Genomic DNA, 23,349 nt, shown 5'->3' with positions numbered 1-23,349 from the left:
ACGGGGGTGGGGCAGCATGACCGGGCATGGAGCGAGACCGGTACGTCGACTTCCTGCGGGCCCTGGCGATCTGCATGGTCGTGCTCGGCCACTGGCTGATCACCGCCCTCGTCCGGGAGCCGGGCGGGGGCATCGTGGCGCCCGAGCTCCTGGCGGAGATCCGCTGGACGCAGTGGCTGACCCTGGGCTTCCAGATCATGCCGCTGTTCTTCCTCGCCGGGGGCCACGCGGCGGGCGGCTCCTGGGCCCGCACCCGGGCGGCGGGAGGTACGGCGGCCCCCTGGGTGGCGCGGCGGGCCCTGCGCCTGCTGCTGCCCGCGGCCGCCTACTGCGGGCTGGTGCTGCTCGCGGTCGCGATCTGCTCGGCGGCCGGAGTGGACCGGCGCACGCTCGAGCTCGCGGGATGGGCGATGGCCATGCAGTTCTGGTTCCTCCCGGTGTACCTGCTGCTCAGCGCCCTCACCCCGGTGCTGCACGCGGCGCACCGGCGCTGGGGGCCGCGGGTCCCGGTGGCGATGGGTGCGGTCGCGGTGGCGGCGGGTGCATCGGTGACGGCGGGTGCCCCGGCCTCCGCCGGGCTGGTCGACTACGTCCTGGTCTGGGGAGTGGCGTACCAGCTCGGGTTCTGCTCGCGCGACGGGCAGTTGACGCGCCTGCCCGCCGCCGCGATGGCGGCCGCGGGCGCGCTGGCCTTCACGGCGCTGATCACCCTCGGGCCGTACCCGGTGAGCCTGATCCGGGTCACCGGGGAGACGGTCGGCAACACCGACCCCCCGTCGCCGGCGATGCTGGCCTGGGTGGTGGCCCAGGCCGGCGCATGCCTGCTGGCCGCGCCGGCCGTCCGGCGGGCACTGGAGGGCGCACGCATGGGACGTGCCGTCGGGTTCCTCGGCGGCGCGAGCATGACCCTGTACCTGTGGCACATGCTGCCCGTGCTGCTCGCCGCCGTGTTCTACCTGCTCGGCCTCGCCCCCGACGCCGCCTTCGGCAGCGCTGCCTGGTGGGCGCTGCGCGTGCCCTGGATGCTGGTGCTCGCGGTGTTCCTGGCGGGCGTGCTGGTCGCACTGCGGCCGCTGGAGCGTGCGCTCGCCCGCCTGTCCGGCGCCGTCGCCCCGTCGGCCGACGCCCGCTACGACCGCCCCGCCCTGCTGTGGACCGGACTGGCCTGCAGCACGGCCGCCCTCGCCTACTGGTCGGTGCACGGCCTGGCCCCCGACGGCCGGTTCCCCGCTCTGCCCGCCCTCGCGTTCACCCTCGGCGCGGCCCTTGTGGCGCTGCCCCGCCGCCCGGCGGCACGCCCGACCCGTCAGGGGGAACCGGGGACCCCCGCGGAAGAGGCCGCCTGACGCCGCCCTTGCCGCCGGGCGGCGGGTTCGCCGCGTGGATCGTGGTGGCCTCTGTGGTGGCCCTTGCGGTGGTCCGACTGGGCGCGGGTAGCGCAGCGGTCCGGCGGGTGTGCCGTCCAGCCCCGCGGCTTGGCCCGCGGCACGGTGGCCTCCTGGGTCGCCGGCGCGGTCGCATGACGCCATGTCATCTTCGTGGCGGGCCGGGTGTCGTGGACGTCCCGCGGGGTCCGACCGCCCCCTCGTGGTAGCGCAGCGGTCCGACGGCTGCTCCGGCCGGAGCCGGGGCTTGGACCGCTGCGCGGCGGTTCCGGGAGCCGGCAAGGCGGCCCCGCCGCCGAAGCCGCCGTACAACCAGCCCCGCCCCGCCCCGCCCCGTCCTGCCTGTCCCGCCCGCTTGGACGCGGCGCTCGGCGCGTGCGGTGGTCAGGTCCTGCGTCCGGCGAGTTCGGCCAACGCGTCGAAGGTGCGGACGAGGACCGCACGCCGCTCGGCGCGGTGCTCCGGAGAGGGGGCCAGGTCGTCGATCGCCCCGTCCCAGGCGGCGAGGAAGGCCGCCTTCCACCGCCGGACCGTCGCTGCCGCGGGGAGCACCGCGCCCGCCCAGCCCTGGGTGGCGATCAGGTGCAGCAGCTCCACGTTGCAGGGGACGGCAACGCCCCAGTACTCGTCGGGCTCCAGCGTCCCGGGGGCGCCGGCGACGGCGTCCTCGACCTCGCGGACCAGCCGCCCGGTGAGCAGGGACAGATGGTCCGCCGCCGTGTCCTCGTCGAAGTTGCCGCTGCCCCAACCGCCCATCGTTCCTCGTTCCTCCGCTCAGGGTTCGATCAGCCCGGCCCGGATCGCGTACCGGGTGAGTTCCAGGCGGTCGCGCAGGCCCAGCTTCTGCAGGATGTTGGCACGGTGGCGCTCGACCGTCTTGGCGCTGATGAAGAGGATGTCCCCGATCTCCCTGGAGGTGTGGCCCTCGGCGACCAGCTTCAGGATCTCCTCCTCCCGGTCGGTGACGGCCCGCGCGGGCAGCGGCTCGCCCTGCCGGGCGCGTTCCAGGAGGTTGCGCACCAGCGCCGTGACCGCGCCCGGGTAGATGAACGGCTCGTCGCGCACGGCGGCGCGGCAGGCCTCCACGAGGTCCCGGTCGGCGACGGACTTCGGGACGTAGCCGCTGGCCCCGGCGCGCAGCGCCTCGAAGAAGAACTGCTCGTTGTCGTGCATCGTCAGCATGAGGATGCGCAGTCCGGGCCGCAGCCGGGACAGTTCGCGGGCCGCCTGGAGCCCGGTGAGGCGGGGCATGGCGATGTCGAGGACGGCCAGGTCGAGTTCGTGGGCGCGGGCCTGCTCGATGGCCTCGGCGCCGTCCCCGGCCTCCGCGACGACGGTCAGGTCCGGTTCGTCGTCGAGGATCATCCGTACGCCGCGGCGTACCAGCGCGTGGTCGTCGGCGAGCAGGATTCGGGTCTTCGCCGCGTCGGGCACGGTCAGTGGTCCTCCTCGCGGGCGGGTACGTCGAGCCGCACCTCGGTGCCGCCGTCGGGTCCCGGACGGAGGGTGAGCCGCGCCCCGATGAGCAGGGCGCGTTCGCGCATCCCCCGGATCCCGGCGCCCTCCGGGGCGGCGCCGAGGCCCTTGCCGTCGTCGCGGACGGTCAGGCGCACAGCGGTGGCGGTACGTTCCAGCAGGAGGTCGACCCGGCCGGCGCCCGCGTGGCGCGCGGTGTTGGTCAGGCCCTCCTGGGCCACCCGGTACAGGACCAGCTCGGTCTGCTCGTCCAGGGCGGGCAGGTGCGGGTCGAGGCGGTGGCGCACGGCCAGTGCCGGGGAGGTGAACTCGGCGGTCAGCGCCCGCAGGGCGCTGGGCAGGCCGAGTTCCTCCAGGACTCCGGGCCGCAGCCGGCGCGCGATGCGGCGGATCTCCTCCAGGCCGGCGCGGGTGGTCTCGCGGACCTGGTGCAGCTCCTCGCGCAGCGGGCCGGGCGCGAGTTCGGTGACGTGCTTGAGCTGGAGCAGCACCGCGGTGAGCGTCTGCCCGACCTCGTCGTGGAGCTCCTGGGCGATGCGCTGCCGCTCGGCCTCCTGGCCGGAGAGCACGTGGGCACTGCCGGCGGCCTGTTCGCTCTCCAGCCGGTCGAGCATGGTGTTGAAGGTCGTGATGAGTTCGGCGATCTCGCCGTGCCCGGCGGCGGCCGGCCGGCGCCCGGGACGCAGCAGGTCCGCCGCCGCCATGGCCCGGGTCAGCCGGCGCAGCGGCGCCAGCCCGACCCGGAGCAGCACGGCGTTGGCGACCAGCATCGCGACCAGACCCGCCACGACCACCGCCGCCTCGGCCGGCAGGACGGGGGAGGAGACCGTGACCGGCCCCAGCAGCAGCATCGTCGCCACCATCAGCACGGCGGCGTTGAGCAGGAAGATCCGCCAGAACAGCGACACGGCCACGGGCCTCCTCTCAGGGGAAAGCGGGAACCGGGGGACAGCCGGCAACGGACAACGGGCGCGCGCGGTCAGTCCCCGGCGACGGGGGACGGGGTGCGCTCCGGCTCGGAGCCGCTCGTCAGCCCCGCCGGGGCGCGGCGCCCGGCCAGTGCCCGGGCCAGCGGCTCGGTGTAGCGGGCCGTCAGGGGGCCGAAGACGACCAGCAGCAGCACGTACGCCGTGGCCAGCGGGCCCAGCGCGGGCTCGATGCCGGCCGTGACCCCCAGCCCCGCGATGACGATGGAGAACTCCCCCCGCGCCACGAGCGCGCCGCCCGCCCGCCACCTGCCGCGCACGGCGACCCCGGCGCGCCGCGCCGCCCAGTAACCGGTGGCGATCTTGGTGAGCGCGGTGACGACCGCGAGCGCCAGTGCCGGCAGCAGGACCGGCGGGATGCTGGCCGGGTCGGTGTGCAGACCGAAGAAGACGAAGAACACGGCCGCGAACAGGTCCCGCAGCGGGCTCAGCAGCGAGTGGGCGCCCTCGGCGACCTCGCCGGACAGCGCGATGCCGACCAGGAACGCGCCCACCGCCGCCGACACCTGCAACTGCTGGGCGATGCCCGCCACCAGCAGCGTCAGGCCCAGCACGACGAGCAGCAGCTTCTCCGGGTCGTCGCTGGAGACGAACCGGGAGATCACGCGCCCGAAGCGGACCGCGACCAGCAGCACCAGGCCCGCGGCGCCCAGCGCCACGGCCAGCGTCACGCTGCCCGCCGCCCAGCCGACCCCGGCCAGCAGGGCGGTGAGGATCGGCAGGTACACCGCCATCGCCAGGTCCTCCAGGACCAGGATGCTCAGGATGACCGGCGTCTCACGGTTGCCGAGCCGCCCGAGGTCACCCAGCACCTTCGCGATGACCCCGGAGGAGGAGATCCAGGTGACGCCCGCCAGCACCACCGCGGCCACCGGGCCCCAGCCGAGCAGCAGCGCCGCGACCGCGCCGGGCAGGGCGTTGAGCGCGATGTCGACCAGGCCCGACGGGTACTGCGTCCGCAGGTTCCCGATCAGATCGCTCGCGGTGTACTCCAGGCCGAGCATCAACAGCAGCAGGATGACGCCGATCTCGGCGCCGATCGCCACGAACTCCTCACTGGTGCCCAGCGGCAGGATCCCGCCCTCGCCGAAGGCGAGCCCGGCCAGCAGGTAGAGGGGGATGGGGGAGAAGCGCAACCGCCCGGCGACCCTGCCCAGCAGGCCGAGACCGAGGATGATGGCGCCGAATTCGATGAGGAAGACCGCGGAGTGCAAGGACTCACTCCCGCCCGAGTATCGCGGCGGCGGCCTCGACACCCTCACGGGTGCCGATGACGATCATGGTGTCGCCGCCGGCCAGGCGGAAGTCCGGTGCGGGGGAGGGGATCGCGTCGGCCCTGCGCAGCACGGCGACGATGGAGGCGCCGGTGTCCGTGCGCATCCGCGTCTCGCCGAGCAGGCGGCCGTTCCAGTACGAGGTGACGGGCAGTTCGATGCGCTCGGCGACCAGACCGAGGTCGGTCGTGTGCAGCAGGTTCGGGCTGTGGTGCGTCGGCATCAGCGCGTCGATCAGCGACATCGCCTCGGGCCCGGTCAGCCGCAGCGACTGCGCGCACGCGTCCGGGTCGTCGGCCCGGTACACGTTCACCGTCCGTGAACCGTCGCGGTGGGCGACCACCGACAGATGACGCCGGTCCCGCGTGGTGAGGTCGTACCGGACACCGATGCCCGGCAATGGTGTCGTGCTCATCCGCGGAGCAGGCACAGCTCGGTTCCCTTCACGGACGGCGTGCCGCCGCCCGGTTGCTCGTCCGTTTCGCCCCCCATGGATCCGCATCCTTTCATCCGGGCGAACCGGGCCGATATGGGTGCTGACACCCATCGCGGGCCCGGTGTGACGGTTCCCACACCCGGAACGGAAAAGGCCGCGAGTACCGGTGCCTTACCTGAGCGCAGCCTTATGTGTTCTTGAAGATCCGCTCCCGACCGGCGAGTTCTCCGCCTCGGGCGCCTAGGGTCACAGTGCCCGGCACACCGCGTTCGGACGTGCCCGGTGGAGTTCCCGTCGTCCGGAGGTACCCCGCACATGAGTTCCCACAGGAAACGACACCGCGCCCGCCGCGCCCCCTCGGCGCGGTCCTGGCCGCTGGCCGCCGCGGTGGCGACGGTCGCCGCGGGCGCCCTGGTCGGGGTCGGTGCGCAGTACGGGAACAACGGCGGCAAGGACGAGGCCTCGCTGGCGGCCGGCGACCGGGAGGCCGACGACCCCGTCGCGTCCGACGCGCGCCCGGAGACCGCGAGCCCGAGCCCGACGACCGCGAGCCCCAGCGCCTCCGCCACCCCGGAGCGGCGCAAGCCGGCCTCGCGGCCCACCCGCACCCCGCGGCCCTCCGCCACGCCGACCCGTACGGTGGCCCCGTCACCGGCCTCGACGACGGTCGCTGCGCAGCCCTCGCGCTCCGACGCCGACGACTCGGTGGTCGAGGAGATCGTCCGGCTGGTCAACGTCGAGCGCGCCTCGGCCGGATGCCGCCCGGTGACGCTGGAGGACCGGCTCACCGAGGCCGCCCAGGACTACACGGACGTGATGGCCCGCTCGGGCGAGCTCTCCCACACCGGGCCCGACGGGTCCACCATGGCCGGGCGTGTCGAGGCGGCCGGGTACCAGTGGTCGGCCCTCGGCGAGAACATAGCCGTGGGCCAGCGGACCGCCGCCGCCGTGATGGACGCCTGGATGCACAGCGAGGGGCACCGGGCGAACATCCTCAACTGCGACTTCGAGCAGATCGGAGTCGGCGTGAACACGTCGTCCAACGGTCCCTGGTGGACCCAGGACTTCGGCACGCCCCGCTGAACCGCCGACCGGCCGGTCAGCTGGGGCGGCCGGTCGGCCTCAGGCCGGGTGCGGGTGACGCCTCGCGCGTCGGGCCGCTTTCCTTCCCCCCACAGGCGGCCCGCCGGCGAGCCCGAGCGTCACCCGCACCCTCGTGCCGCCCAGTGGGCCCCTGGTGATCTCCATGCCGCCGTCGCAGGCGGCCGCCGCCCGCTGCACGATGTCCAGGCCGAGGCCGGTGGAGCCGCCGACGCTCACCCCGCGGGCCCGGGCGGTGTCCGGGTCGCTGATCCCCGGCCCCGCGTCGTCCACCGTGAGCAGCACCGTCCGGGCGGCGGTCCGCTCCACCGTCACCGCCAGCGCGGTGCCCTGCGCGGTGTGCCGGAACACGTTGCCGATCAACGCGTCGACGACCGCCGCGAGGTCGTCCTCGCCGAGCGGGACCGCGGTCGCCTCCGCGGTCGCCTCCAGCCGGCACTCGCGCTCCTGCTGCGCCGCCAGGACGGACCAGAACTCGACCCGGCCGCGCACCACGGCCGACGCGTCGCACTCCTGCGCGCGGCCCGGGCGCTCGGGCGAGGCCGACAGCGGCGTGCGGGCCGCGTCGATGATCGAGTCCAGCTCGCTCTCCAGGTGCGCGATCGCGGCCTCCAGGTCCTCGCCCCGGTAGCCGGGGACCTGCGCGGCGATCCGCTCGGCCTCCAGCTGCAACCGGGTCAGCGGGGTCCGCAGGCGGTGCGAGAGGTCGGCGACCAGTTCCCGTTCCATGGCGAGCAGTTCGACGACCCGGTCGGCCATCGTGTTGAAGGCCACCCCGGCCTCCTGCAGCTCCGGCGGCCCCTTGGGCTCCACCCGGATCCCCAGTTCCCCTGCGCCGAGCGAGCGCGAGGCGCGGGACAGACCCTGCGAGGCGCGCACCACGCGCGCGCCCAGCCGGTCGGCGACCAGGACCGACCCCGCCACCAGGCCGAGCGCCAGCAACGCCATCATCGCCCAGGACGCCTTCACCCCCCGGTCCAGGTCGGCGCGGGGGACGAAGGCCTCCACCACCGCCACCCGGTCCCGGGCCAGGATCACCGGCTGGAGGTAGACCCAGCCCGCGGAGGTGTCCGTGGCCACGGTCCGCCGTCCGTCCGCCACCCGGTCCAGGGCCTCCTGGGAGGCGTGCACCTTCCCGACGACCTGCCCGTCGGGCAGCCGCACGCTCAGGTGGTCCCCCGAGTCCAGCCCGGCCACCGCCTGCTGGACGTCCGCGGGCCGCGTGGTGAGGGCGAGCACCGGCGCCAGCGCCGCGGCCCGCTGCTCGGCGACCGTGGTCGCCCGCGAACGGGCCTCGGACTGCACCAGCAGCGCCAGCGGGATCAGGAAGGACAGCGCCACCATCGACGTCACCGCCAGCGCCACCCCGGCCAGGGCACGTCTCATCGCGGCGTCACCAGCTTGATGCCGACGCCCCGCACGGTGTGCAGGTAGCGGGGTTGCGAGGCCCGCTCTCCCAGCTTGCGGCGCAGCGCCGACAGATGGACGTCGATCGTCTGGTCCTCCACGTACGCCTGCTGCCACACGTCCGCCAGGATGCGGCTGCGCGGCACCACGCGGTCCGCGTGCTCCGCCAGGTAGGCCAGCAGGTCGAACTCCCGGCGCGTCAGCCGTAGTTCCCGTCCGTCGTGGTACGCCACCCGGGCCGGCACGTCGATCAGCAGACCACCCACCCGCAGCGCGCCGGCCGCGCCCTCCGGGGCCGGGCCCTGCGGCTGCGCCGGCGCCATCGCCGAACGGCGCAGCACCGCCGTCAGACGGGCCACCAACTGGCCCCCGGAGAACGGCTTCACCAGGTAGTCGTCGGCGCCCGCGTTCAGCAGCCGGATCACCTCGCTGTCGTCGTCACGCGCGGTCGTGACGAGGACCGGGACCCGCGAGATGCCGCGCAGCATCCGCAGCACGTCCACCCCGTCCAGGTCCGGCAGCCCGAGGTCGAGCACCACGGCGTCCGGGGGGCGCTGCGCGGCCTGCCGCAACGCCTCGAAACCGTAGGCCGAGCTGTGCACCATGTGGCCGTGCGCGGTCAGCACCTCGACCAGCCGCGCGCGTATCGCGGGGTCGTCCTCGACCAGGAGTACGGATGCCATGTGGAGGGACAGTAGCCGGTCGGGAAAGATGGCGGCGTGCCCCGGTACCTGCGCTACGTCGTCATATGGCTCTCGTGCACCGCGGTCAGCGTGACCGCGGTCATGCTCACCGTGGGCTTCGTGGTGGGCTCGACACGCCCGACGCCGCCCGTCGCGCGGGACATCCCCGAGAGCGCGCTCGCCGGCGGCAGCCCGTCCCCCGCGCGGCCCTCGCCGTCGCGCTCCGCGCCGGTGTCCCCCGCCGCGAAGCGCACCCCCAGCCCCACCGTGCGCCGGCCCACCCGGACCCCGGTCCGGCCGGCCACCACCGCGCCCCCCACCCGCACCGCCGGCCCGTCCGCCACGCCCGTCGACTGCGGGACCGGCGGCGCCGGGGTCCACACCCTCCAGTCCCAGGGCGGCCAGGCCTCGGTGCGCTTCGGCGAGGACGCCGTGTGCCTGGTGTCCGCCGTGCCCGCCAGCGGGTTCACCGTCTCCACCCGGCGTGACGGGGCGCAGCAGCTGACGGTGACCTTCTCCGGCGACCGGCACCGCTCCGAGATCGTCGCCACCACCACCCCGCAGAGCAAGGCGACCATCCGCGAGGTGTCCTGGTGACCGGGCGCGGACGGCGACCGGGATACTGGGCGCCATGCGTATCGACTTCGATCCCGAGGCCATGGGCCGGACCCCGTTCTACAAGCTCCTGACCTCGGTGGTCGTCCCGCGCCCCATCGCCTGGGTCTCGACGCTCAGCGAGGCGGGGACGGCCAACCTCGCCCCGCACTCCTTCTTCACCGTCGCCTGCGTCAGCCCGCCGGTCGTGCAGTTCACCTCGGTGGGCCGGAAGGACTCGCTGCGCAACATCGAGGAGACCCGGCAGTTCGTGGTCAACCTCGCGCCCGAGCACCTCTTCGAGCAGATCAACGCCACCGGCACCGACTTCCCGCGCGGCGTCAGCGAGTTCGACGCGGTCGGCATCGCCCGTGAGCCCAGCCGCGCGGTCAAGCCGCCGCGCGTCGCGGCCTCGCCCGTCGCCCTGGAGTGCGAACTGCACAGCACGGTCACCCTGGGCGACTCGACCGTGGTCTTCGGCCGCGTCGTCCACGCCGCCGTCTCCGAGGCCGTGATGTTCGAGGGCCACCCCGACGTGCGCAAGCTCCGCCCGCTGGCCCGCCTCGGCAAGGACGAATGGGGCACGACCGGCGAGGTCCTGGAGATCTCCCGCATCCGCTACGCCGACTGGCCGGGCGTCACCCAGGGCTGAGCGTCGTCCCGGCCGTACGGCCGGCCCGGACCGGTCGTCCGGTCCGGGCCCTTGGGCGTCACGGACGGCTGCGGCGGCGCAGGGACGGGTCGAGCAGTGCGGGCGGGGTGTCGAACTTCTCGTGCGGGGCGAGGTCGAGACCGGGGGCGACGATCGTGTCGATCGCGTCCAGCACGTCGGCGGAGAGCACGGTGTCCGCGGCGGCGAGGTGCGCCCGCAGGTGGTCCGGTGTGCGGGGGCCGATGATCGCGGCGGTCACGGCGGGGTGCGCCGTCACGAAGCCGAGGGCGAGCTGGACCATGGTCAGGCCGGCCTCGGCCGCGAGTGCGGCCAGCTTCTCGACGGCATCGAGCCTGGCCCGGTTGGCGGGGAGTGCGGTGTCGAAGCGTTCCGGCAGGAACGTGGAGCGGCTGGTGGTGACCGGCCGGCCCTCGCGGACCGCGCCGGACAGCCAGCCCGAGGCCAGCGGGCTCCACACCAGCACGCCCAGGCCGTACTCCTCGGTGACGGGCAGCACATGGGTCTCCACGGCGCGCTGCAGGATCGAGTAGCCGGGCTGCTCGGTGACGTACCGGCTCAGGTGGTGCTCGCGGGCGGCCCACTGGGCCTGCACGATGCGGTGGGCGGGGAAGGTCGAGGAGCCGAAGTGGCGGATCTTGCCCGCGCGTTGCAGGTCGGTCAGGGCCGACAGGGTCTCCTCGTCGCCGGTGGCCGGGTCCCACCGGTGGACCTGGTAGAGGTCGACGTGGTCGACACCGAGCCGGCGCAGGCTGTCCTCCAGGGCCGTGACCAGCCAGCGGCGTGAACTGCCGCGGTGGTTGCGCTCGTCGCCCATCGGCATGCCGGCCTTCGTGGCCAGCACGACGTCGTCGCGGCGGCCGGCGAGGGCCTTGCCGACCATCTCCTCCGACTCCCCGGCGCCGTACATGTCGGCGGTGTCGATGACGTTGATCCCGGCCTCGAGGGCGGCGTCGACGAGGGCGGTGGCCTCGTCCTGGGTGGTGCGCCCGATGCTGCCGAAGTTCATCGCGCCGAGCGCGAGGGAACTGACCTGCACACCGGTGCGGCCGAGGGTTCGGTACTGCATGACCGTGTTCTCCCTTGCGGGTGGGGGTGTGGTGGCTGCGTGCCGCGGAAGCGCGCACGGCTGGTCCCGGGGCGTGCGCCCTGGCATGATGAGCAAACGGAACCTTGTTCCGTTAACGATACGGAACCATGTTCCGGTTGGCAAGGCCGGTCGTGGAAGGAGTGCGCGGTGATGGAGGACGGCGACAAGGGCACGGGGCGGGCGCCGCGGTCCAAGCGGGCCGACGCCCGGCGCAACGAGGAGACGCTGCTCCAGGCGGCGGCCGCCGCCTTCGTCGCCTCGGGCGTGGAGGCGCCGGTGCGCGACATCGCCGCCAGGGCCGGCGTCGGGACGGGCACGATCTACCGCCACTTCCCGACCCGGGCGGATCTGATCATCGCCGTCTACCGGCACCAGGTCGACGCCTGCGCCGAGGCCGGACCCGCCCTGCTGGCGAACAGCGCCACCCCGCACGCCGCGCTGGCGCGGTGGATCGACCTGTTCGTCGACTTCCTGGTGACCAAGCACGGACTCGCCGCGGTGCTGCAGTCCGACAGCGCCGGCTTCGAGACGCTGCACGCCTCCTTCCTCGACCGTCTCGTGCCCGTGTGCGCCGGGCTGCTCGACGCCGCCGCCGCGTCCGGCGAGATCCGCTCCGACCTGGAGGCGTACGCGCTCATGCGCGGCGTCGGCAACCTCTGCATCGGCGCGGACAGCGATCCCCGCTACGACGCGCGCCGCCTGGTCGCGCTCCTCGTCGCCGGGCTGCGCCAGGCGGACCAGGCGGACCAGGCGGACCAGGCGGACTGACCCGCCGTCAGGCGAGGCCCGCCCGGTACACCACCAGGGCGATCTGGACCCGGTTGTTCAGATCGAGCTTGGTGAGGATGTGGGACACATGTGCCTTCACCGTGGGGACGCTCATGTACAGCGACGCCGAGATCTCGGCGTTGGTCCTGCCCTGTGCCACGGCGAGCGCCACCTCCCGCTCCCGCTCCCCCAGGAGGCCGAGCAGCCGCTGCGCCTCGCCCCGGTCGTCGGGGCGCGCGGCGGTGCCCTCGTCACCGGCGGCGGTGACGGCGCCGATGAGCTGTTTGACGGCGGCCGGCGACAGGACCGGTTCGCCCGCCATGACGTTCCGCACCGCGGCGACGATCTGGGCGGGGGGCGTGTGCTTGAGGACGTATCCCGCCGCCCCGGCTCGCAACGCCTCCAGGACGTAGCCGTCCGTGGTGAACGTGGTCAGGATCAGCACCTCGGGCGGCCGGGGCCTGCGCCGCAGTTCGGCGGTGGCGCTCAGGCCGTCCATCCGCGGCATGCGGATGTCCATCAGGACGAGGTCGGGCCGGTGCGCGTCGACCAGCGGCAGGACCTCCGTACCGTCCGCGGCCTCGGCGACCACCTCGACGTCCTGTGCCCCGGACAGCATCATGTGCAGGCCGGAGCGCACCAGCGGGTCGTCGTCCACGATCAGGACGCGGGTCACCTGGTCCATGGCAGCCAGATCTCCAGGGCGAAGTCGGTGGGGGTGAGGGTACGGCGCATGCTGCCGCCCGCCAGGACCGCCCTTTCGTTCATCCCGACCAGGCCCTGACCGGCGCCTTCGGGACGTGCGGCGCGTTCCTGCGGCACCGGGTTGCGGGCCGTGACGGTCAGCCCCTCGCGGGCCCCGCCGGTCAGCGACAACCGCAGCGGGCCGTCCGGGGCGTGCTTGCGGTGGTTGGTGAGGGCTTCCTGCAGGATGCGGTACGCGGCCCGGCTCGTGGTGGGGTCCATGGTGGCCAGGTCCTCCGTGTCCCGGTGCACCTCGACGGTGGCACCGGCCGCGCGCGACTCCTCGACCAGCCGGCCGAAGTCGGCCACGGCGGGCTGCGGGGGCTCGGTGTGCGCGTTGACCGTGGGGGTGCGCAGGACGCGCAGCACGTCCTGGAGGTCCTCCAGGGCCTGTCCGGCGCTCTGCCGGATGACACCGGCCGCCTCGGCGACCTGGGCGGGCGACGCCGTGGGGTGGAACTCCAGCGCCCCGGCGTGCACGCTGAGCAGGGTCAGCCGGTGGGCCAGCACGTCGTGCATCTCCCGGGCGATCTCCTCCCGGGCGTGCTGCCGGGCCTGCTCGGCGCGCAGGTCCGCCTCCCGCTCCGCCCGCGCGGCCCTCTCCCGCACACCGGCGACGTACAGGCCCCAGCCGACGGCGCCGCCCACGAACGCCACGGCCGACACGGCCGTGGCGGAGGTGAGGGGCCCGGTGTACGAGGCCAGGACGAACTGCGCCGCCACGGGCAGCAGGGCCACGCCGGTGACCCGGAGCGTGGTGCGCAGCGGGCGGGTGGCGGCCACGGTGAACAGCGCCACCAGCAGCGGTACGACCACGGGCCAGACGACCGTCAGCGCCACGAGGACCAGGGCCAGCGCCACCGGGTGACGCCTGCGCCAGAACAGGGCCACGCACGCCAGCAGGGGGAACACCGCCCCCCGGACCGTCCACAGCGCCGGTACCAGCGAACCGACGAAGGCGCCGCTGGACAGCTGCGGGTACACGGACAGGCCCGACTCCTGGGCCCGGATGACGAACACCGTCAGCCCGGCGGCCCCGGCCACCACGCCCGCGTCCACGAGCCGCGGGTGCCCGAGCAGGGCCCGTCTCACATCGATCACGCACGCAACCGTAAACGCCGTCCCCGGTCCGCATCAAAAAATACGGGCTACGTTGATAGACTTCTATACCAAAGTATGGGGGCGCCCGGTGCGCATCGTTCCTTGGAACGGAAAAGGCGCATACCCGCAGCCGAATTCCCGGGTTCCCCGCGGTCCGTACCTTTCCTGCCATGAATCCCAGGAAATTCTCCCGACGTTTCACCCGGGCCGCAGTTCCCGCCGCAGCGCGGCCGGGGACCCGGGTCGCCGTCGTGCTGGCCGCCGTCGCCTCCATCGCCGTGATCAGCGGGTGCAGCACCCTCCACGGAGTGACGTCACCGGCCGACGCACGCGCCGCCGCCCAGCGCGCGGACCGGGCCGGCAGCCACCGCCCCGCCCCCGACTGCACCGTCGAGAAATGCGTGGCGCTCACCTTCGACGGAGGGCCCGGCGCCACCACGCCGAAACTGCTGGACATTCTCGCGGAGAAGAAGGTCCGCGCCACGTTCTTCGTCCAGGGGAAAGGCCACACGGCCTATCCGCAGACCCTGCGGCGCATGGCGCGCGATGGCCACGAAATAGGCAACCACACCTGGTCGCACAAGGTGCTCACGGAACTGGACGCGCGGCAGGTGAGCGACGAGCTGACCTCGGTCCAGAACGACGTCCGCAGGATCACCGGACACGCCCCCACCCTGATGCGCCCACCGCAGGGCCGCACCGACGACGACGTCTCGGCGGTCATGCGCGAGCTCAGCCTGGCCCAGGTGCTGTGGAGCGTCACCGCCAAGGACTACGCCACCACCGACACCGCGCTGATCACCCGGCGGGTCCTCGACCAGACGAAGCGCGACGGGATCATCCTCCTCCACGACCGCTACCGGGGCACGATCCCCGCCGTCCCCGGGATCGTCGACGCCCTGCGCCGCCAGGGCTACGTCTTCGTCACCGTCTCCGAGCTGATGGCTCCCGCCGTACCGCACCCCGGCACGGTCTACCGGCAGTAGCGTTCCGGTCCGGCTGCGCGATCCGGTTCCATGGCGGTCGGACTCGACGTCGTCCCCGGGGCGGCCGGTGTGGGCCGCCTCCTCCGCCAGTAGACGTGGTGCGTCGCGTCGGTCAGCCCGTTGGAGGGCTCCAGCGCCGGCAAGTGCCGCAGCGGGCCGGGCCGCCGGCCCGTCTCCTCCGGCATCTCGCGGGCGGCGGCCGCCGTTCAGAGTTCCGGGAACGGCCGTACGTCGTCCATGGCCCGCAGCAGTTGGCGCGCCGCTTCGGCCTCCTCCGGCCGGATCGACCCGGCAACGGCTTCGACGACAGGCCGGCCCGCGACACCGCGGCCCGGGACGCGACCTCCCAGAGGGGCTGGTGCCGGAACGGGCCGTGCTCAGCGCCGCCTGCCGCCATGGCCGAGGAGTGCCACGTCTCGGCCCGCACGATCTTTCCCAGCAGATCAAGCAATTCCGCCGTGCACGGCTGGTGCGGGACGGCGATCAGCTCCAGGAGGAACGGGACGGTCGGGGCCGTCGCCTCGCCGACGACGAACCCCAGGGCGCAGACGACGTCGCCCAACTCGTCGACGGCCGCACGGCCGGTGGGGGCGTCCCCGTACGCGATGCGGGAGAGCAAGGCGGGACGCTTCCGGCGGGAGCTCCCAGGGCGTCGAGCAGTTCGCCCCAGGGGACCCGGGAGACCCCCCTCAGCAGGCTTCCCACCGACCGCCTCCCCTTCCGCTACGCGCTCGCGGCCCGGCCCGCCGGTGCTGTGTGAAGGAACCCCCGGTGGGCTACCGCTTGCGGCGGGTGCGGGCGGCGACGACGACGGCGGCGAGGCCGGTGACCGCGATGAAGCCCATCGCGACGAGGAAGACCGGTGACGTCGGTGTCGCGGCGCGGCTGCCGGCGATGACGTAGGCCGCCGTGTTGGGCACGCTGCCCAGCGCCGTGGCCAGCAGGAAGGGCGCGAGGCGCATCCGCGAGACCGCCGCGCTGTAGTTGGCCGCCGCGAACGGTACGCCGGGGAAGAGCCGCATCGCCAGCATCGTGCGGAAGCCGTGCTCGCTGAGCTGGCGGTCCGCGGCGAGCAGCACCCGGCCGCGCAGCAGCGGGCGCAGCGCGTCCCGCCCGAGGAGGCGGCCGAGGACGAAGGCGAGGCCGGCGCCGAGCACCGTGCCGGCGAGGGCCGCGGGCACTCCTGCCTGGGCACCGAAGAGCGCTCCCGCGCCGACGTTGAGCAGGGGACGCGGTACGAAGGCGAGGGCGCAGAGCCCGTAGCCCGCGGCGAAGAGCACCACGGCCGCGGCGCCCGTGAGTTGCGCGGGCCAGCCGTGCGCGAGCAGCCGCTGGGGCTCCCACACCAGCACCGAGGCCGCGGCCCCGGACAGGAGGACGACCAGCAGCGCCAGCCGGGCCCACGACGCCGGTCGCGAACGCGGTCGGGAGAGGACGGTGACCTCGGACATCCCGCGAGCCTAGCGGAGGAGGATGTCGCTCCGGTGCCGCCGCGTACCGTAGGGCCATGGCCCCTCCCGCCCCGGTCCTGCCGGACAGCGCCCTCGCCGATCTCGTGCTGCCACGGCTGACCTCGGCGTACGGTGCCGCCGCCGACCCGGTGCGGGCCGCCCCGGCGGCGGCGTACATGCGGGACGCGTTCCCGTTCCTCGGTATCGCCACGCCGGCCCGGCGTACGCTGTCCCGCGCCGTGCTCGCGGGCATGCCGCGCCCGGACGAGGCCGACTGCACGGCCGTCGCCCTGCGTTGCTGGGCGCTCCCCGAACGGGAGTACCGCTACTTCGCCGTGGACTACCTGCGCCGTCATGTGGGGCGCTGCTCCCCGGACTTCCTCGGCACGGCCCGGCACCTGATCACGACGGAGCCGTGGTGGGACACCGTCGACCTGCTCGCCGCGCACGTCGTCGGACGGCTCGTGGCCGCCGATCCCGCCCTGGTGGACGTGATGGACGAGTGGATCGCCGGCGACGACCTCTGGCTCGCCCGCACCGCGCTGCTGCACCAGTTGACGTACAAGGCGGACACCGATCCCGGCCGGCTGTTCCGCTACTGCCTGCGTCAGGCGGACCACCGGGACTTCTTCATCCGCAAGGCGATCGGCTGGGCACTGCGCGAGTACGCCCGCACCGATCCCGGCGCCGTGCGGGCCTTCCTCGCGGAGTCGGGGGAGCGGCTGTCACCGCTGTCGGTACGAGAGGCGGGGAAGCACCTGTGAGCGGGACCGACGGGCGCGGCCGGGTGCGCCGCAGCTACGACACCGTGGCCGAGGAGTACCGGGAGCGCATCGGGACCGAGCTGGCGTACAAGCCGCTGGACCGGGCCCTGCTGGCGGCCCTCGCCGAGCAGAGCGCGGGCGGCGCGCCCGTGGCGGACCTGGGGTGCGGCCCCGGCCACGTCACGGCATGGCTCGCGGCGCGCGGGGCGCGGACCGTGGGCATCGACCTGTCGCCGGGCATGGTCGCGCTCGCCCGCCGCGAGCACCCCGGGGCCGAGTTCCGCGAGGGCGACCTGCTCTGCCTCCCGGCGGCGGACGGCGAGTTCGGGGCGGCCGTGGCGCTCTACGCGGTGGTCCATCTGACGCCCGGTGAACTGCGGGCGGCGTTCGGCGAGATGCGGCGCGTGCTGCGCCCGTCCGGACGGGTGCTCGTGGCCTTCCACGTCGGGACGGAGATCCGGCACGTGACGCAGTGGTGGGGGCACGAGGTCGACGTCGACTTCCACTTCCACGACCCCGGGACGGTCACCGAGGCGCTGACCGACGCCGGGTTCGAGGTGGAGGCGCGGCTGGAGCGGGCCCCCTACCCGCAGGAGACGGAGACCCGGCGCGCCTACGTCCTCGCCCGCGTCGGCGGGGCGTGAGGCGGCCCACCGCCGGAAAATCGTTCGACCGACGGCCGTGCCGTGCCCGATCATCGACGGCATGTCCCGGTACGCCTTCAGCGCAGATACGTCCGCAGTCGCGGACGCGCTGCAGGCTGCCCCGGCACAGGCTTTCTCGGCCAACGCGTTCGGCGGCGCCCGAATCTGACCCTTCCCGGACAGTCCGGCGGACCCCGCAGGGGGAGGGTCGGCGCGGTCCAGGGGTCCCGCACGCGAGGCGACGAATCGACTTACCGAGGAAGCAACATGCCCAAGCAGGCGTACGTGCGCACCAAGCCGCACCTCAACATCGGGACCATGGGTCACGTCGACCACGGCAAGACCACGCTGACCGCCGCCATCACCAAGGTGCTCAGCGCCCGCGGCTCCGCCGCGTTCGTGCCGTTCGACCGGATCGACAGGGCCCCGGAGGAGGCCGCGCGGGGGATCACGATCACCATCGCGCACGTCGAGTACGAGACGGACACCCGGCACTACGCGCACGTCGACATGCCCGGTCACGCCGACTACGTGAAGAACATGATCACCGGCGCGGCCCAGCTCGACGGGGCGATCCTCGTTGTCTCCGCCCTCGACGGCGTCATGCCGCAGACCGCCGAGCACGTGCTGCTCGCCCGCCAGGTCGGCGTCGAGCACATCGTGGTGGCGCTCAACAAGGCCGACGCCAGCGACCCCGAACTCACCGACCTGGTCGAACTGGAGGTGCGCGAGTTGCTGTCCGCCCAGGGCTACCCGGGCGACACGCTGCCCGTCGTAGGGGTGTCGGGCCTGCGGGCGCTGGAAGGCGACCCACGGTGGACGTCGGCGATCGAGGCGCTGCTCGACGCGGTCGACACCCACGTGCCGATGCCGCACCGCTACACCGACGCGCCCTTCCTGCTGCCGGTCGAGAACGTGCTGACCATCACCGGGCGCGGCACGGTCGTCACCGGCGCCGTGGAGCGGGGCACGGTCCGGGTCGGCGACCGCGTGGAGGTGCTCGGCGCGGAGACGGCGAGCGTGGTGACGGGTCTGGAGACCTTCGGCAAGCCGATGGAGGAGGCCCAGGCCGGGGACAACGTGGCGCTGCTGCTGCGTGGTGTGGCCCGGGACGTGGTCCGGCGGGGCCACGTGGTGGCCGCGCCGGGCAGTGTCACGCCGAGCCGCCGGTTCCGGGCGCGGGTCTACCTGCTGCCGGCCGCCGAGGGCGGGCGGCGCACCGGGATCGCCAGCGGCTACCGGCCGCAGTTCTACGTCCGCACCGCCGACGTCGTCGGCGACGTGGACCTGGGCGAGGCGGGGGCGGCCCTGCCGGGGGCGACCGTCGACATGACGGTCGAGCTGGGCCGGCCGGTGCCGCTGGAGCCGGGGCTCGGCTTCGCGATCCGTGAGGGCGGCCGCACCGTCGGCGCGGGCACCGTCACGGCGCTCGCCGAGTGAGCGCGGGGGTCCGGGGGTTCCGCCCCCGGGCCCCGTCGTGTGCTGGGACAATTGCGGCGTGGAGGACGACGGACGCATACCCGTGACCCAGGACGTGGACTTCGGCGCGGCCAAGCTGCTGCCGGACGTGGACCGGCCCGCGGGGTGGCTGCTCACGGTCGACGGGGCCCCTCAGTCGTACGTGGACCTGGACGACCCCACCTACCTGGAGTTCGAGTACGCGCGGCGCCTGGCATACGTGCTGGACGAGGCCGCGCCCGAGGGCGCGCCGCTGGACGTCGTCCACCTGGGCGGCGGCGCCCTGACGCTGCCCCGCTACACCGCCGCGACGCGACCCGGTTCGCGCCAGCGGGTCGTGGAGGCCGACCGGGCGCTCGCCGCGCTGGTCGCCGCCCGGCTCCCGCTCGGGCGTGGCGGTGACGGCGTGGCGATCACGACGGACGACGCCCGTGCCTGGCTCGAGGCTGCCCCGGACGCGTCGGCGGACGTCGTCGTGGCGGACGTCTTCGGCGGTTCGCGGGTGCCGGCGCACCTGACCTCGTACGAGTTCGTCACCGAGGCGGCCCGGGTGCTGCGTCCCGGCGGGGTGTACCTGGCGAACCTCGCCGACTCGGCGTCCTTCGACTTCCTGCGGCCGCAGATCGCGGGCCTGCGCGAGCTGTTCGGCCAGGTGTGCCTGATCGCCGAGCCCGGGGTGCTGCGGGGCCGCCGCTTCGGCAACGCCGTGCTGGCCGCGAGCCGCTCCCCGCTGCCGGTGGAGCGGATCGCGCGGCGTACCGCGTCCGACGTCTTCCCGGCCCGTGTGGTGGACGGCGACGCGCTGGAGGTGTTCGGACGGGGGGCGCGGCCGGTCTACGACAAGGACGCGGTGCCTTCGCCGATCCCGCCCGACGGTTCCTTCGGCGTCGGCTGACCGCCCCGCGCGACCGTCCGCCCGCCGTCGGGGTCGTCCACGCGCCGCAGCCGCCGCACCTCGGGGAGGGTGAGCACCGCGCCCGTGAGCAGCACCGTCAGCCCCGCGCAGCCCCACAGCGCCCCGTTCAGGCCGAAGGCGTCCGCGGCCGGGCCCGCGAGCGCCGTGCCGATCGGCATCATGGAGACCGAGCCGAACCAGTCGTAGGCCGCGACGCGGGAGAGCTTGTCCTCGGGGATCTCCTGGTGCAGCGCCATCATCCAGGCCACGCCGAACACCTCGATCGACAGGCCGGCGAGGAGCATCGCGCAGGCCAGCAGCGGCACCGGGAGTGCCAGGGCCAGCGCGGCGGCGGGCAGCGAGAACGGGAAGACGCAGAGCACCCCGGCGAGCAGGATGCGGCGCGGCCGCCAGCGGAGCATCAGCAGCCCGCCCAGCAGGTTCCCGACGCCGAACGCGGCCAGGGCCGCGCCCCACGGCCCGGCGCCGCCGAGGTGCTCCCGGGCGACGAGCGGCCCGTACACCGCGTCGGCGGCCGTGATCACGGCGTTGACGACCGAGAACTGCACCACGATGCCCCACAGCCAGCGCCGTGAGACGAACTCCCGCCAGCCGTCGCGCAGATCGCCCAGCAGACCGCCGCGCAGACCGCCGCCGCGCCGCTCCGCGCGGTCGCGCAGCGTCGCCGGGGACACCCGCAGCAGCGCGCGCAGCCCCGCTGCGACCGCGAAGCACGTCGCGTCCACCGCGAGGACCCAGCCGGGTCCTGCGAGGGCGACCAGCGCCCCGGCGAGCGCGGCGCCACCGACGTTCGCCCCGTTGACGCCGAGCCGGAACACCGCGAAGGCGCGGCCCGCGTGGGCGGAGTCGACGGTCGACAGCAGCATCCCCTCGTTGGCGGGGGCGAAGAAGGCCTGCCCGGTGCCGCCCAGCGCGGAGAGCACGGCCATGTGCCAGATCTCGGCCCGGCCGGTCAGCACCAGGACCGCGAACAGGCCCTGCGAGACCGTGTTCAGGCAGTTGGCGGCGACCATGACCCGGTGCCGCGGCAACCGGTCCGCGACCGCGCCCCCGATGAGCAGGAAGACGACCAGGGGCACCGTCCGCGCTGCGGCGACCAGTCCGATCTCCGTACCGCCGCCGCCCGCCTGCAGGACCGCGAACGCCGACGCGACGACGGCGCCCGAGGCGCCGAGCCCGGTCACGAAGGCGGAGGCGGCCAGGAGCCGGAAGTTGCGGCCGGCCCAGTCCGGGAAGCGCGGCCGGTGGGAGACGTGGCGTTTCACCCGGGGACTATCGTCGCTGGGCCGTTTCTTTGGCAAACCCATTTCCGGCCGACAGCCGGCCGGGCCGGATCGGGCTACGGCCTCGGCCTCAGCCGACCAGCCGGACGCTGTCGCGGACCTTGGCCACCGTCCCGGCGTCGACCGCGCCCGCGTAGCCGCTGTCCACGACCAGCAGCCAGGAGCGGACCTCCTTGTCCTTGCCGAGGAAGGTGAAGCTGTACGAGGTGCCGTCGGCCGCGCACGAGCCCTTCATCCCGGTCGCACGCGTGGAGGCGATCCAGCCGGGCAGGCCCTGGGCGTTGGTGTAGGCGCGGGGGGCCGCCTCGGTCAGCTTGGTGCGGCCCTCCTTGTTGTACTTGCCGTACGCCCAGTTGTAGGCCTCGTTGGCGGCCTCGGACTTCAGGCTCTTGGCGCCCTTGCCGCCCTTCACGCCCGCCAGGCCGCGCTCGTCGGTGCCGCACCACTTCTCGTCGAGGACGGCCGCGCCCCCGGTGACGACGCGGTTGTCGTCCCACTCGTAGCCGATGAGCAGGCCCTGCGGCTTGACCGTCCAGCCCTTGGGGATGTCGTAGGCGACGCCCATGTCACTGCGTACGACCGTCTGCCAGCCGGGCACCACGGGCTTGATCGTGTCCTCACCCGGGTTGCCGCGGGCGTCGTCCGGGCCCGGGCCCTGCTCACCCTCCTCGCCCTCCTTGCTCCCCGACGCGGAGGGCGTGGGTGCGGACGAGCCCGGGGCGCTTTCCGAGGCGACCGGCGAGCCGCTGCCGGACGGGCCGGCCTGCGGTACCTTGTCGTCGCCGGTGAGCTTCACGGCGACCAGCACACCGGCGGCGACCACCGCGACCGCGGCCACCACCGACACCGCGACCACCGCGCCCCGCCGCCCCCCGGGCGGCTTCGGCCCACCAGGCACCGGCCCCGGCGGGGGCCCCCACATCTGCGGAGGCTGCTGGTAGGCCGGGTGCTGCTGCGGCTGGTACGGGGCGGGCTGCTGCTGCCCCCACTGGGGCTGGTTCTGTGGGGGCTGCTGCGGATACTGCGGTTCCCCCGGCTGCTGCTGTCCTGGCCACATGGCTGGAAACACTAGGGGTTGAGCGGCCGCGGTTCCACGGAAGCGATGATTACCTGCTGGTAACATCCGGCCATGTCCGAGAACCAGCCCCAGATAGGCGAGCTCATGGCGGCCACCGTGCCGATGGCCGCCACCCTCAGCATCGAGTTCCTGGAGACCACCGCCGAGCGCGCCGTGGTCCGCCTCCCCGACCAGCCCGCCTACCACAACCACGTCGGCGGCCCCCACGCCGGCGCGATGTTCACCCTCGCCGAGACCGCCAGCGGCGCCGTCGTCCTGGCCGCCTTCGCCGACCGGCTCTCCCGCGCCGTCCCCCTCGCCGTCCGCGCCGAGATCGGCTACAAGAAGCTCGCCATGGGCCCGGTCACCGCCACCGCCCACCTCGGCCGCCCCGCCGCCGACGTCATCGCCGACCTCGACAAGGGCGAGCGCCCCGAGTTCCCCGTCACCGTCGCCCTCACCCGCGAGGACGGCGCCGTCACGGGCGAGATGACCATCGTGTGGACCCTGCGCCCCAACTCCTGAGCGACGCCCGGTTGCCGCACCCCGGTGCCCGACCGGGCGCCGGGACGGGCATCGCGAATCCGTTGCGAACTCGCCCGCCCCGTACGCGCAACTCCCTGTTGACGCCGGACGCGTTCGGTTCCAAGATCGTGGCTTCTGCGGTCTTCGTGCGGCCGGATTGGTTCCGGCTCCATGCCCCGGCTCAGGCCACACGGGCTCACGGAGCGACCCGAGAGCCTGGAGGGCTGCCCCCATGTCGTACCTGATCGTGGGCTTCGCCGGCCTGTACGGCGGCGTCCGGGCACTGTGGCTCCGACGGCGGCAACTGGGCCCCGAGGCGGCGCGGTCCTCGTCGGTGATCCTGCGCCCGGGGGTGCTGGCCGTCCTCGCGGGGCTCGCTCTCGCGTGCGGGGTGTTCCTGCTCGCCGACGGGATCCTCGTTATGGCGCAGGGCTGAGCCCGCGGGGTGCGGCCCGTGGCGACACGCCGGGCCGCACGTCGGATACGCTGCAACGACGTGCGCGCACCGGCGCGCCGACCGACATCCGACCGCCCTAGGGGGAGGAAGCGG

General features: G+C 74.2%; 25 protein-coding genes and 1 pseudogene. 12 read left to right on the top strand and 14 right to left on the bottom strand.

Annotation, left to right across the window (positions count from 1 at the left end; translation table 11 throughout):
• Positions 1-26: 26 nt before the first annotated feature.
• On the top strand, positions 27-1,346 hold the full coding sequence (locus tag AC1VWI_RS09145; RefSeq protein WP_499510456.1) for an acyltransferase family protein: 1,320 nt from the start codon (positions 27-29) through the stop codon (positions 1,344-1,346).
• Positions 1,347-1,769: 423 nt separating this feature from the next.
• Here AC1VWI_RS09145 and AC1VWI_RS09140 read toward each other — a convergent pair whose 3' ends face one another.
• The 5 genes from AC1VWI_RS09140 to AC1VWI_RS09120 form a co-directional block, all read right to left on the bottom strand.
• Positions 1,770-2,141, bottom strand: a complete 372-nt coding sequence (locus AC1VWI_RS09140) for a DUF4259 domain-containing protein (RefSeq protein ID WP_499510455.1) — start codon at positions 2,139-2,141, stop codon at positions 1,770-1,772.
• Between the two features lie 18 nt (positions 2,142-2,159).
• Positions 2,160-2,819 carry a response regulator gene (locus tag AC1VWI_RS09135; RefSeq protein WP_499510454.1) on the bottom strand — a complete coding sequence of 220 codons (660 nt, stop codon included), beginning with the start codon at positions 2,817-2,819 and terminating at the stop codon, positions 2,160-2,162.
• 2 nt (positions 2,820-2,821) lie between these two features.
• Positions 2,822-3,769: a sensor histidine kinase gene (locus AC1VWI_RS09130; RefSeq protein ID WP_499516751.1), complete on the bottom strand. Its 948-nt coding sequence runs from the start codon at positions 3,767-3,769 to the stop codon at positions 2,822-2,824.
• A gap of 71 nt (positions 3,770-3,840) precedes the next feature.
• Positions 3,841-5,061 (bottom strand): cation:proton antiporter, encoded by a 1,221-nt coding sequence (locus tag AC1VWI_RS09125; RefSeq protein ID WP_499510453.1) that lies wholly within the window; start codon positions 5,059-5,061, stop codon positions 3,841-3,843.
• A gap of 4 nt (positions 5,062-5,065) precedes the next feature.
• Positions 5,066-5,551: a cation:proton antiporter regulatory subunit gene (locus AC1VWI_RS09120; RefSeq protein WP_499510452.1), complete on the bottom strand. Its 486-nt coding sequence runs from the start codon at positions 5,549-5,551 to the stop codon at positions 5,066-5,068.
• A gap of 321 nt (positions 5,552-5,872) precedes the next feature.
• Here AC1VWI_RS09120 and AC1VWI_RS09115 point away from each other — a divergent pair, with 321 nt between their 5' ends.
• Positions 5,873-6,640: a CAP domain-containing protein gene (locus AC1VWI_RS09115; protein WP_499510451.1), complete on the top strand. Its 768-nt coding sequence runs from the start codon at positions 5,873-5,875 to the stop codon at positions 6,638-6,640.
• A gap of 39 nt (positions 6,641-6,679) precedes the next feature.
• Here AC1VWI_RS09115 and AC1VWI_RS09110 read toward each other — a convergent pair whose 3' ends face one another.
• Positions 6,680-8,044 carry a sensor histidine kinase gene (locus tag AC1VWI_RS09110; RefSeq protein WP_499510450.1) on the bottom strand — a complete coding sequence of 455 codons (1,365 nt, stop codon included), beginning with the start codon at positions 8,042-8,044 and terminating at the stop codon, positions 6,680-6,682.
• On the bottom strand, positions 8,041-8,748 hold the full coding sequence (locus AC1VWI_RS09105; protein WP_499510449.1) for a response regulator transcription factor: 708 nt from the start codon (positions 8,746-8,748) through the stop codon (positions 8,041-8,043). The genes AC1VWI_RS09110 and AC1VWI_RS09105 overlap by 4 nt, the downstream gene beginning before the upstream one ends.
• A gap of 36 nt (positions 8,749-8,784) precedes the next feature.
• On the opposite strand from AC1VWI_RS09105, the gene AC1VWI_RS09100 reads away from it, so the two are divergent.
• Positions 8,785-9,345 carry a hypothetical protein gene (locus tag AC1VWI_RS09100; protein WP_499510448.1) on the top strand — a complete coding sequence of 187 codons (561 nt, stop codon included), beginning with the start codon at positions 8,785-8,787 and terminating at the stop codon, positions 9,343-9,345.
• Between the two features lie 34 nt (positions 9,346-9,379).
• The gene (locus AC1VWI_RS09095) at positions 9,380-9,994 is read left to right on the top strand and encodes a flavin reductase family protein (RefSeq protein ID WP_499510447.1); all 615 of its coding nucleotides are present in this window, start codon (positions 9,380-9,382) and stop codon (positions 9,992-9,994) included.
• A 58-nt stretch (positions 9,995-10,052) separates the two neighbouring features.
• Here AC1VWI_RS09095 and AC1VWI_RS09090 read toward each other — a convergent pair whose 3' ends face one another.
• Positions 10,053-11,081 carry an aldo/keto reductase gene (locus AC1VWI_RS09090; protein WP_499510446.1) on the bottom strand — a complete coding sequence of 343 codons (1,029 nt, stop codon included), beginning with the start codon at positions 11,079-11,081 and terminating at the stop codon, positions 10,053-10,055.
• A gap of 171 nt (positions 11,082-11,252) precedes the next feature.
• Between AC1VWI_RS09090 and AC1VWI_RS09085 the strand changes: the two genes are divergently transcribed.
• A complete protein-coding gene (locus tag AC1VWI_RS09085; protein WP_499510445.1) occupies positions 11,253-11,870 on the top strand; it encodes a TetR/AcrR family transcriptional regulator in 618 nt (205 codons plus the stop codon).
• A 7-nt stretch (positions 11,871-11,877) separates the two neighbouring features.
• On the opposite strand, the gene AC1VWI_RS09080 is transcribed toward AC1VWI_RS09085, so the two are convergent.
• The gene (locus AC1VWI_RS09080) at positions 11,878-12,555 is read right to left on the bottom strand and encodes a response regulator transcription factor (protein WP_499510444.1); all 678 of its coding nucleotides are present in this window, start codon (positions 12,553-12,555) and stop codon (positions 11,878-11,880) included.
• Entirely contained in the window at positions 12,543-13,715 is a 1,173-nt protein-coding gene (locus AC1VWI_RS09075) for a sensor histidine kinase (protein WP_499510443.1), read from the bottom strand. The genes AC1VWI_RS09080 and AC1VWI_RS09075 overlap by 13 nt, the downstream gene beginning before the upstream one ends.
• 170 nt (positions 13,716-13,885) lie before the next feature.
• On the opposite strand from AC1VWI_RS09075, the gene AC1VWI_RS09070 reads away from it, so the two are divergent.
• The gene (locus AC1VWI_RS09070) at positions 13,886-14,701 is read left to right on the top strand and encodes a polysaccharide deacetylase family protein (RefSeq protein WP_499510442.1); all 816 of its coding nucleotides are present in this window, start codon (positions 13,886-13,888) and stop codon (positions 14,699-14,701) included.
• A gap of 33 nt (positions 14,702-14,734) precedes the next feature.
• On the opposite strand, the pseudogene AC1VWI_RS09065 reads toward AC1VWI_RS09070, so the two are convergent.
• Positions 14,735-14,904 (bottom strand): annotated as a pseudogene (locus tag AC1VWI_RS09065) (NUDIX hydrolase); the annotation flags it as partial.
• A 573-nt stretch (positions 14,905-15,477) separates the two neighbouring features.
• Entirely contained in the window at positions 15,478-16,152 is a 675-nt protein-coding gene (locus tag AC1VWI_RS09060) for a TVP38/TMEM64 family protein (protein ID WP_499510441.1), read from the bottom strand.
• A gap of 56 nt (positions 16,153-16,208) precedes the next feature.
• On the opposite strand from AC1VWI_RS09060, the gene AC1VWI_RS09055 reads away from it, so the two are divergent.
• The 4 genes from AC1VWI_RS09055 (at position 16,209) to AC1VWI_RS09040 (ending at position 19,913) form a co-directional block, all read left to right on the top strand.
• Positions 16,209-16,916: a DNA alkylation repair protein gene (locus AC1VWI_RS09055; RefSeq protein WP_499510440.1), complete on the top strand. Its 708-nt coding sequence runs from the start codon at positions 16,209-16,211 to the stop codon at positions 16,914-16,916.
• Positions 16,913-17,560, top strand: a complete 648-nt coding sequence (locus AC1VWI_RS09050) for a class I SAM-dependent methyltransferase (protein ID WP_499510439.1) — start codon at positions 16,913-16,915, stop codon at positions 17,558-17,560. Before AC1VWI_RS09055 ends, AC1VWI_RS09050 begins: the two co-directional genes overlap by 4 nt.
• Before the next feature lie 267 nt (positions 17,561-17,827).
• Entirely contained in the window at positions 17,828-19,000 is a 1,173-nt protein-coding gene (gene tuf, locus AC1VWI_RS09045; RefSeq protein ID WP_499510438.1) for an elongation factor Tu, read from the top strand.
• A 58-nt stretch (positions 19,001-19,058) separates the two neighbouring features.
• Positions 19,059-19,913 (top strand): spermidine synthase, encoded by an 855-nt coding sequence (locus AC1VWI_RS09040; RefSeq protein ID WP_499510437.1) that lies wholly within the window; start codon positions 19,059-19,061, stop codon positions 19,911-19,913.
• Here AC1VWI_RS09040 and AC1VWI_RS09035 read toward each other — a convergent pair.
• Positions 19,853-21,241, bottom strand: a complete 1,389-nt coding sequence (locus AC1VWI_RS09035; RefSeq protein WP_499510436.1) for an MFS transporter — start codon at positions 21,239-21,241, stop codon at positions 19,853-19,855. The two genes, AC1VWI_RS09040 and AC1VWI_RS09035, sit on opposite strands and share 61 nt — an antisense overlap.
• A 46-nt stretch (positions 21,242-21,287) precedes the next feature.
• Positions 21,288-22,274 carry a DUF8017 domain-containing protein gene (locus AC1VWI_RS09030; RefSeq protein WP_499510435.1) on the bottom strand — a complete coding sequence of 329 codons (987 nt, stop codon included), beginning with the start codon at positions 22,272-22,274 and terminating at the stop codon, positions 21,288-21,290.
• A 72-nt stretch (positions 22,275-22,346) separates the two neighbouring features.
• Here AC1VWI_RS09030 and AC1VWI_RS09025 point away from each other — a divergent pair, with 72 nt between their 5' ends.
• Entirely contained in the window at positions 22,347-22,799 is a 453-nt protein-coding gene (locus AC1VWI_RS09025) for a DUF4442 domain-containing protein (RefSeq protein WP_499510434.1), read from the top strand.
• Positions 22,800-23,031: 232 nt separating this feature from the next.
• The gene (locus AC1VWI_RS09020) at positions 23,032-23,235 is read left to right on the top strand and encodes a hypothetical protein (RefSeq protein ID WP_499510433.1); all 204 of its coding nucleotides are present in this window, start codon (positions 23,032-23,034) and stop codon (positions 23,233-23,235) included.
• Positions 23,236-23,349 lie beyond the last annotated feature (114 nt).

The sequence above is a fragment of the Streptomyces sp. TOM-9 genome (assembly GCF_056858595.1).
Note: the sequence above shows the minus strand (reverse complement) of the source record. Positions and strands in the feature narration are given on the sequence as shown.

Coding starts and splice junctions, on each gene's coding strand:
- AC1VWI_RS09145 (WP_499510456.1), top strand. CDS start 27: ATGGAGCGAGACCGGTACGTCGACTTCCTGCGGGCCCTGGCGATCTGC.
- AC1VWI_RS09140 (WP_499510455.1), bottom strand. CDS start 2,141: ATGGGCGGTTGGGGCAGCGGCAACTTCGACGAGGACACGGCGGCGGAC.
- AC1VWI_RS09115 (WP_499510451.1), top strand. CDS start 5,873: ATGAGTTCCCACAGGAAACGACACCGCGCCCGCCGCGCCCCCTCGGCG.
- AC1VWI_RS09110 (WP_499510450.1), bottom strand. CDS start 8,044: ATGAGACGTGCCCTGGCCGGGGTGGCGCTGGCGGTGACGTCGATGGTG.
- AC1VWI_RS09105 (WP_499510449.1), bottom strand. CDS start 8,748: ATGGCATCCGTACTCCTGGTCGAGGACGACCCCGCGATACGCGCGCGG.
- AC1VWI_RS09095 (WP_499510447.1), top strand. CDS start 9,380: ATGCGTATCGACTTCGATCCCGAGGCCATGGGCCGGACCCCGTTCTAC.
- AC1VWI_RS09090 (WP_499510446.1), bottom strand. CDS start 11,081: ATGCAGTACCGAACCCTCGGCCGCACCGGTGTGCAGGTCAGTTCCCTC.
- AC1VWI_RS09085 (WP_499510445.1), top strand. CDS start 11,253: ATGGAGGACGGCGACAAGGGCACGGGGCGGGCGCCGCGGTCCAAGCGG.
- AC1VWI_RS09080 (WP_499510444.1), bottom strand. CDS start 12,555: ATGGACCAGGTGACCCGCGTCCTGATCGTGGACGACGACCCGCTGGTG.
- AC1VWI_RS09070 (WP_499510442.1), top strand. CDS start 13,886: ATGAATCCCAGGAAATTCTCCCGACGTTTCACCCGGGCCGCAGTTCCC.
- AC1VWI_RS09060 (WP_499510441.1), bottom strand. CDS start 16,152: ATGTCCGAGGTCACCGTCCTCTCCCGACCGCGTTCGCGACCGGCGTCG.
- AC1VWI_RS09055 (WP_499510440.1), top strand. CDS start 16,209: ATGGCCCCTCCCGCCCCGGTCCTGCCGGACAGCGCCCTCGCCGATCTC.
- tuf (WP_499510438.1), top strand. CDS start 17,828: ATGCCCAAGCAGGCGTACGTGCGCACCAAGCCGCACCTCAACATCGGG.
- AC1VWI_RS09035 (WP_499510436.1), bottom strand. CDS start 21,241: ATGGGTTTGCCAAAGAAACGGCCCAGCGACGATAGTCCCCGGGTGAAA.
- AC1VWI_RS09030 (WP_499510435.1), bottom strand. CDS start 22,274: ATGTGGCCAGGACAGCAGCAGCCGGGGGAACCGCAGTATCCGCAGCAG.
- AC1VWI_RS09025 (WP_499510434.1), top strand. CDS start 22,347: ATGTCCGAGAACCAGCCCCAGATAGGCGAGCTCATGGCGGCCACCGTG.
- AC1VWI_RS09020 (WP_499510433.1), top strand. CDS start 23,032: ATGTCGTACCTGATCGTGGGCTTCGCCGGCCTGTACGGCGGCGTCCGG.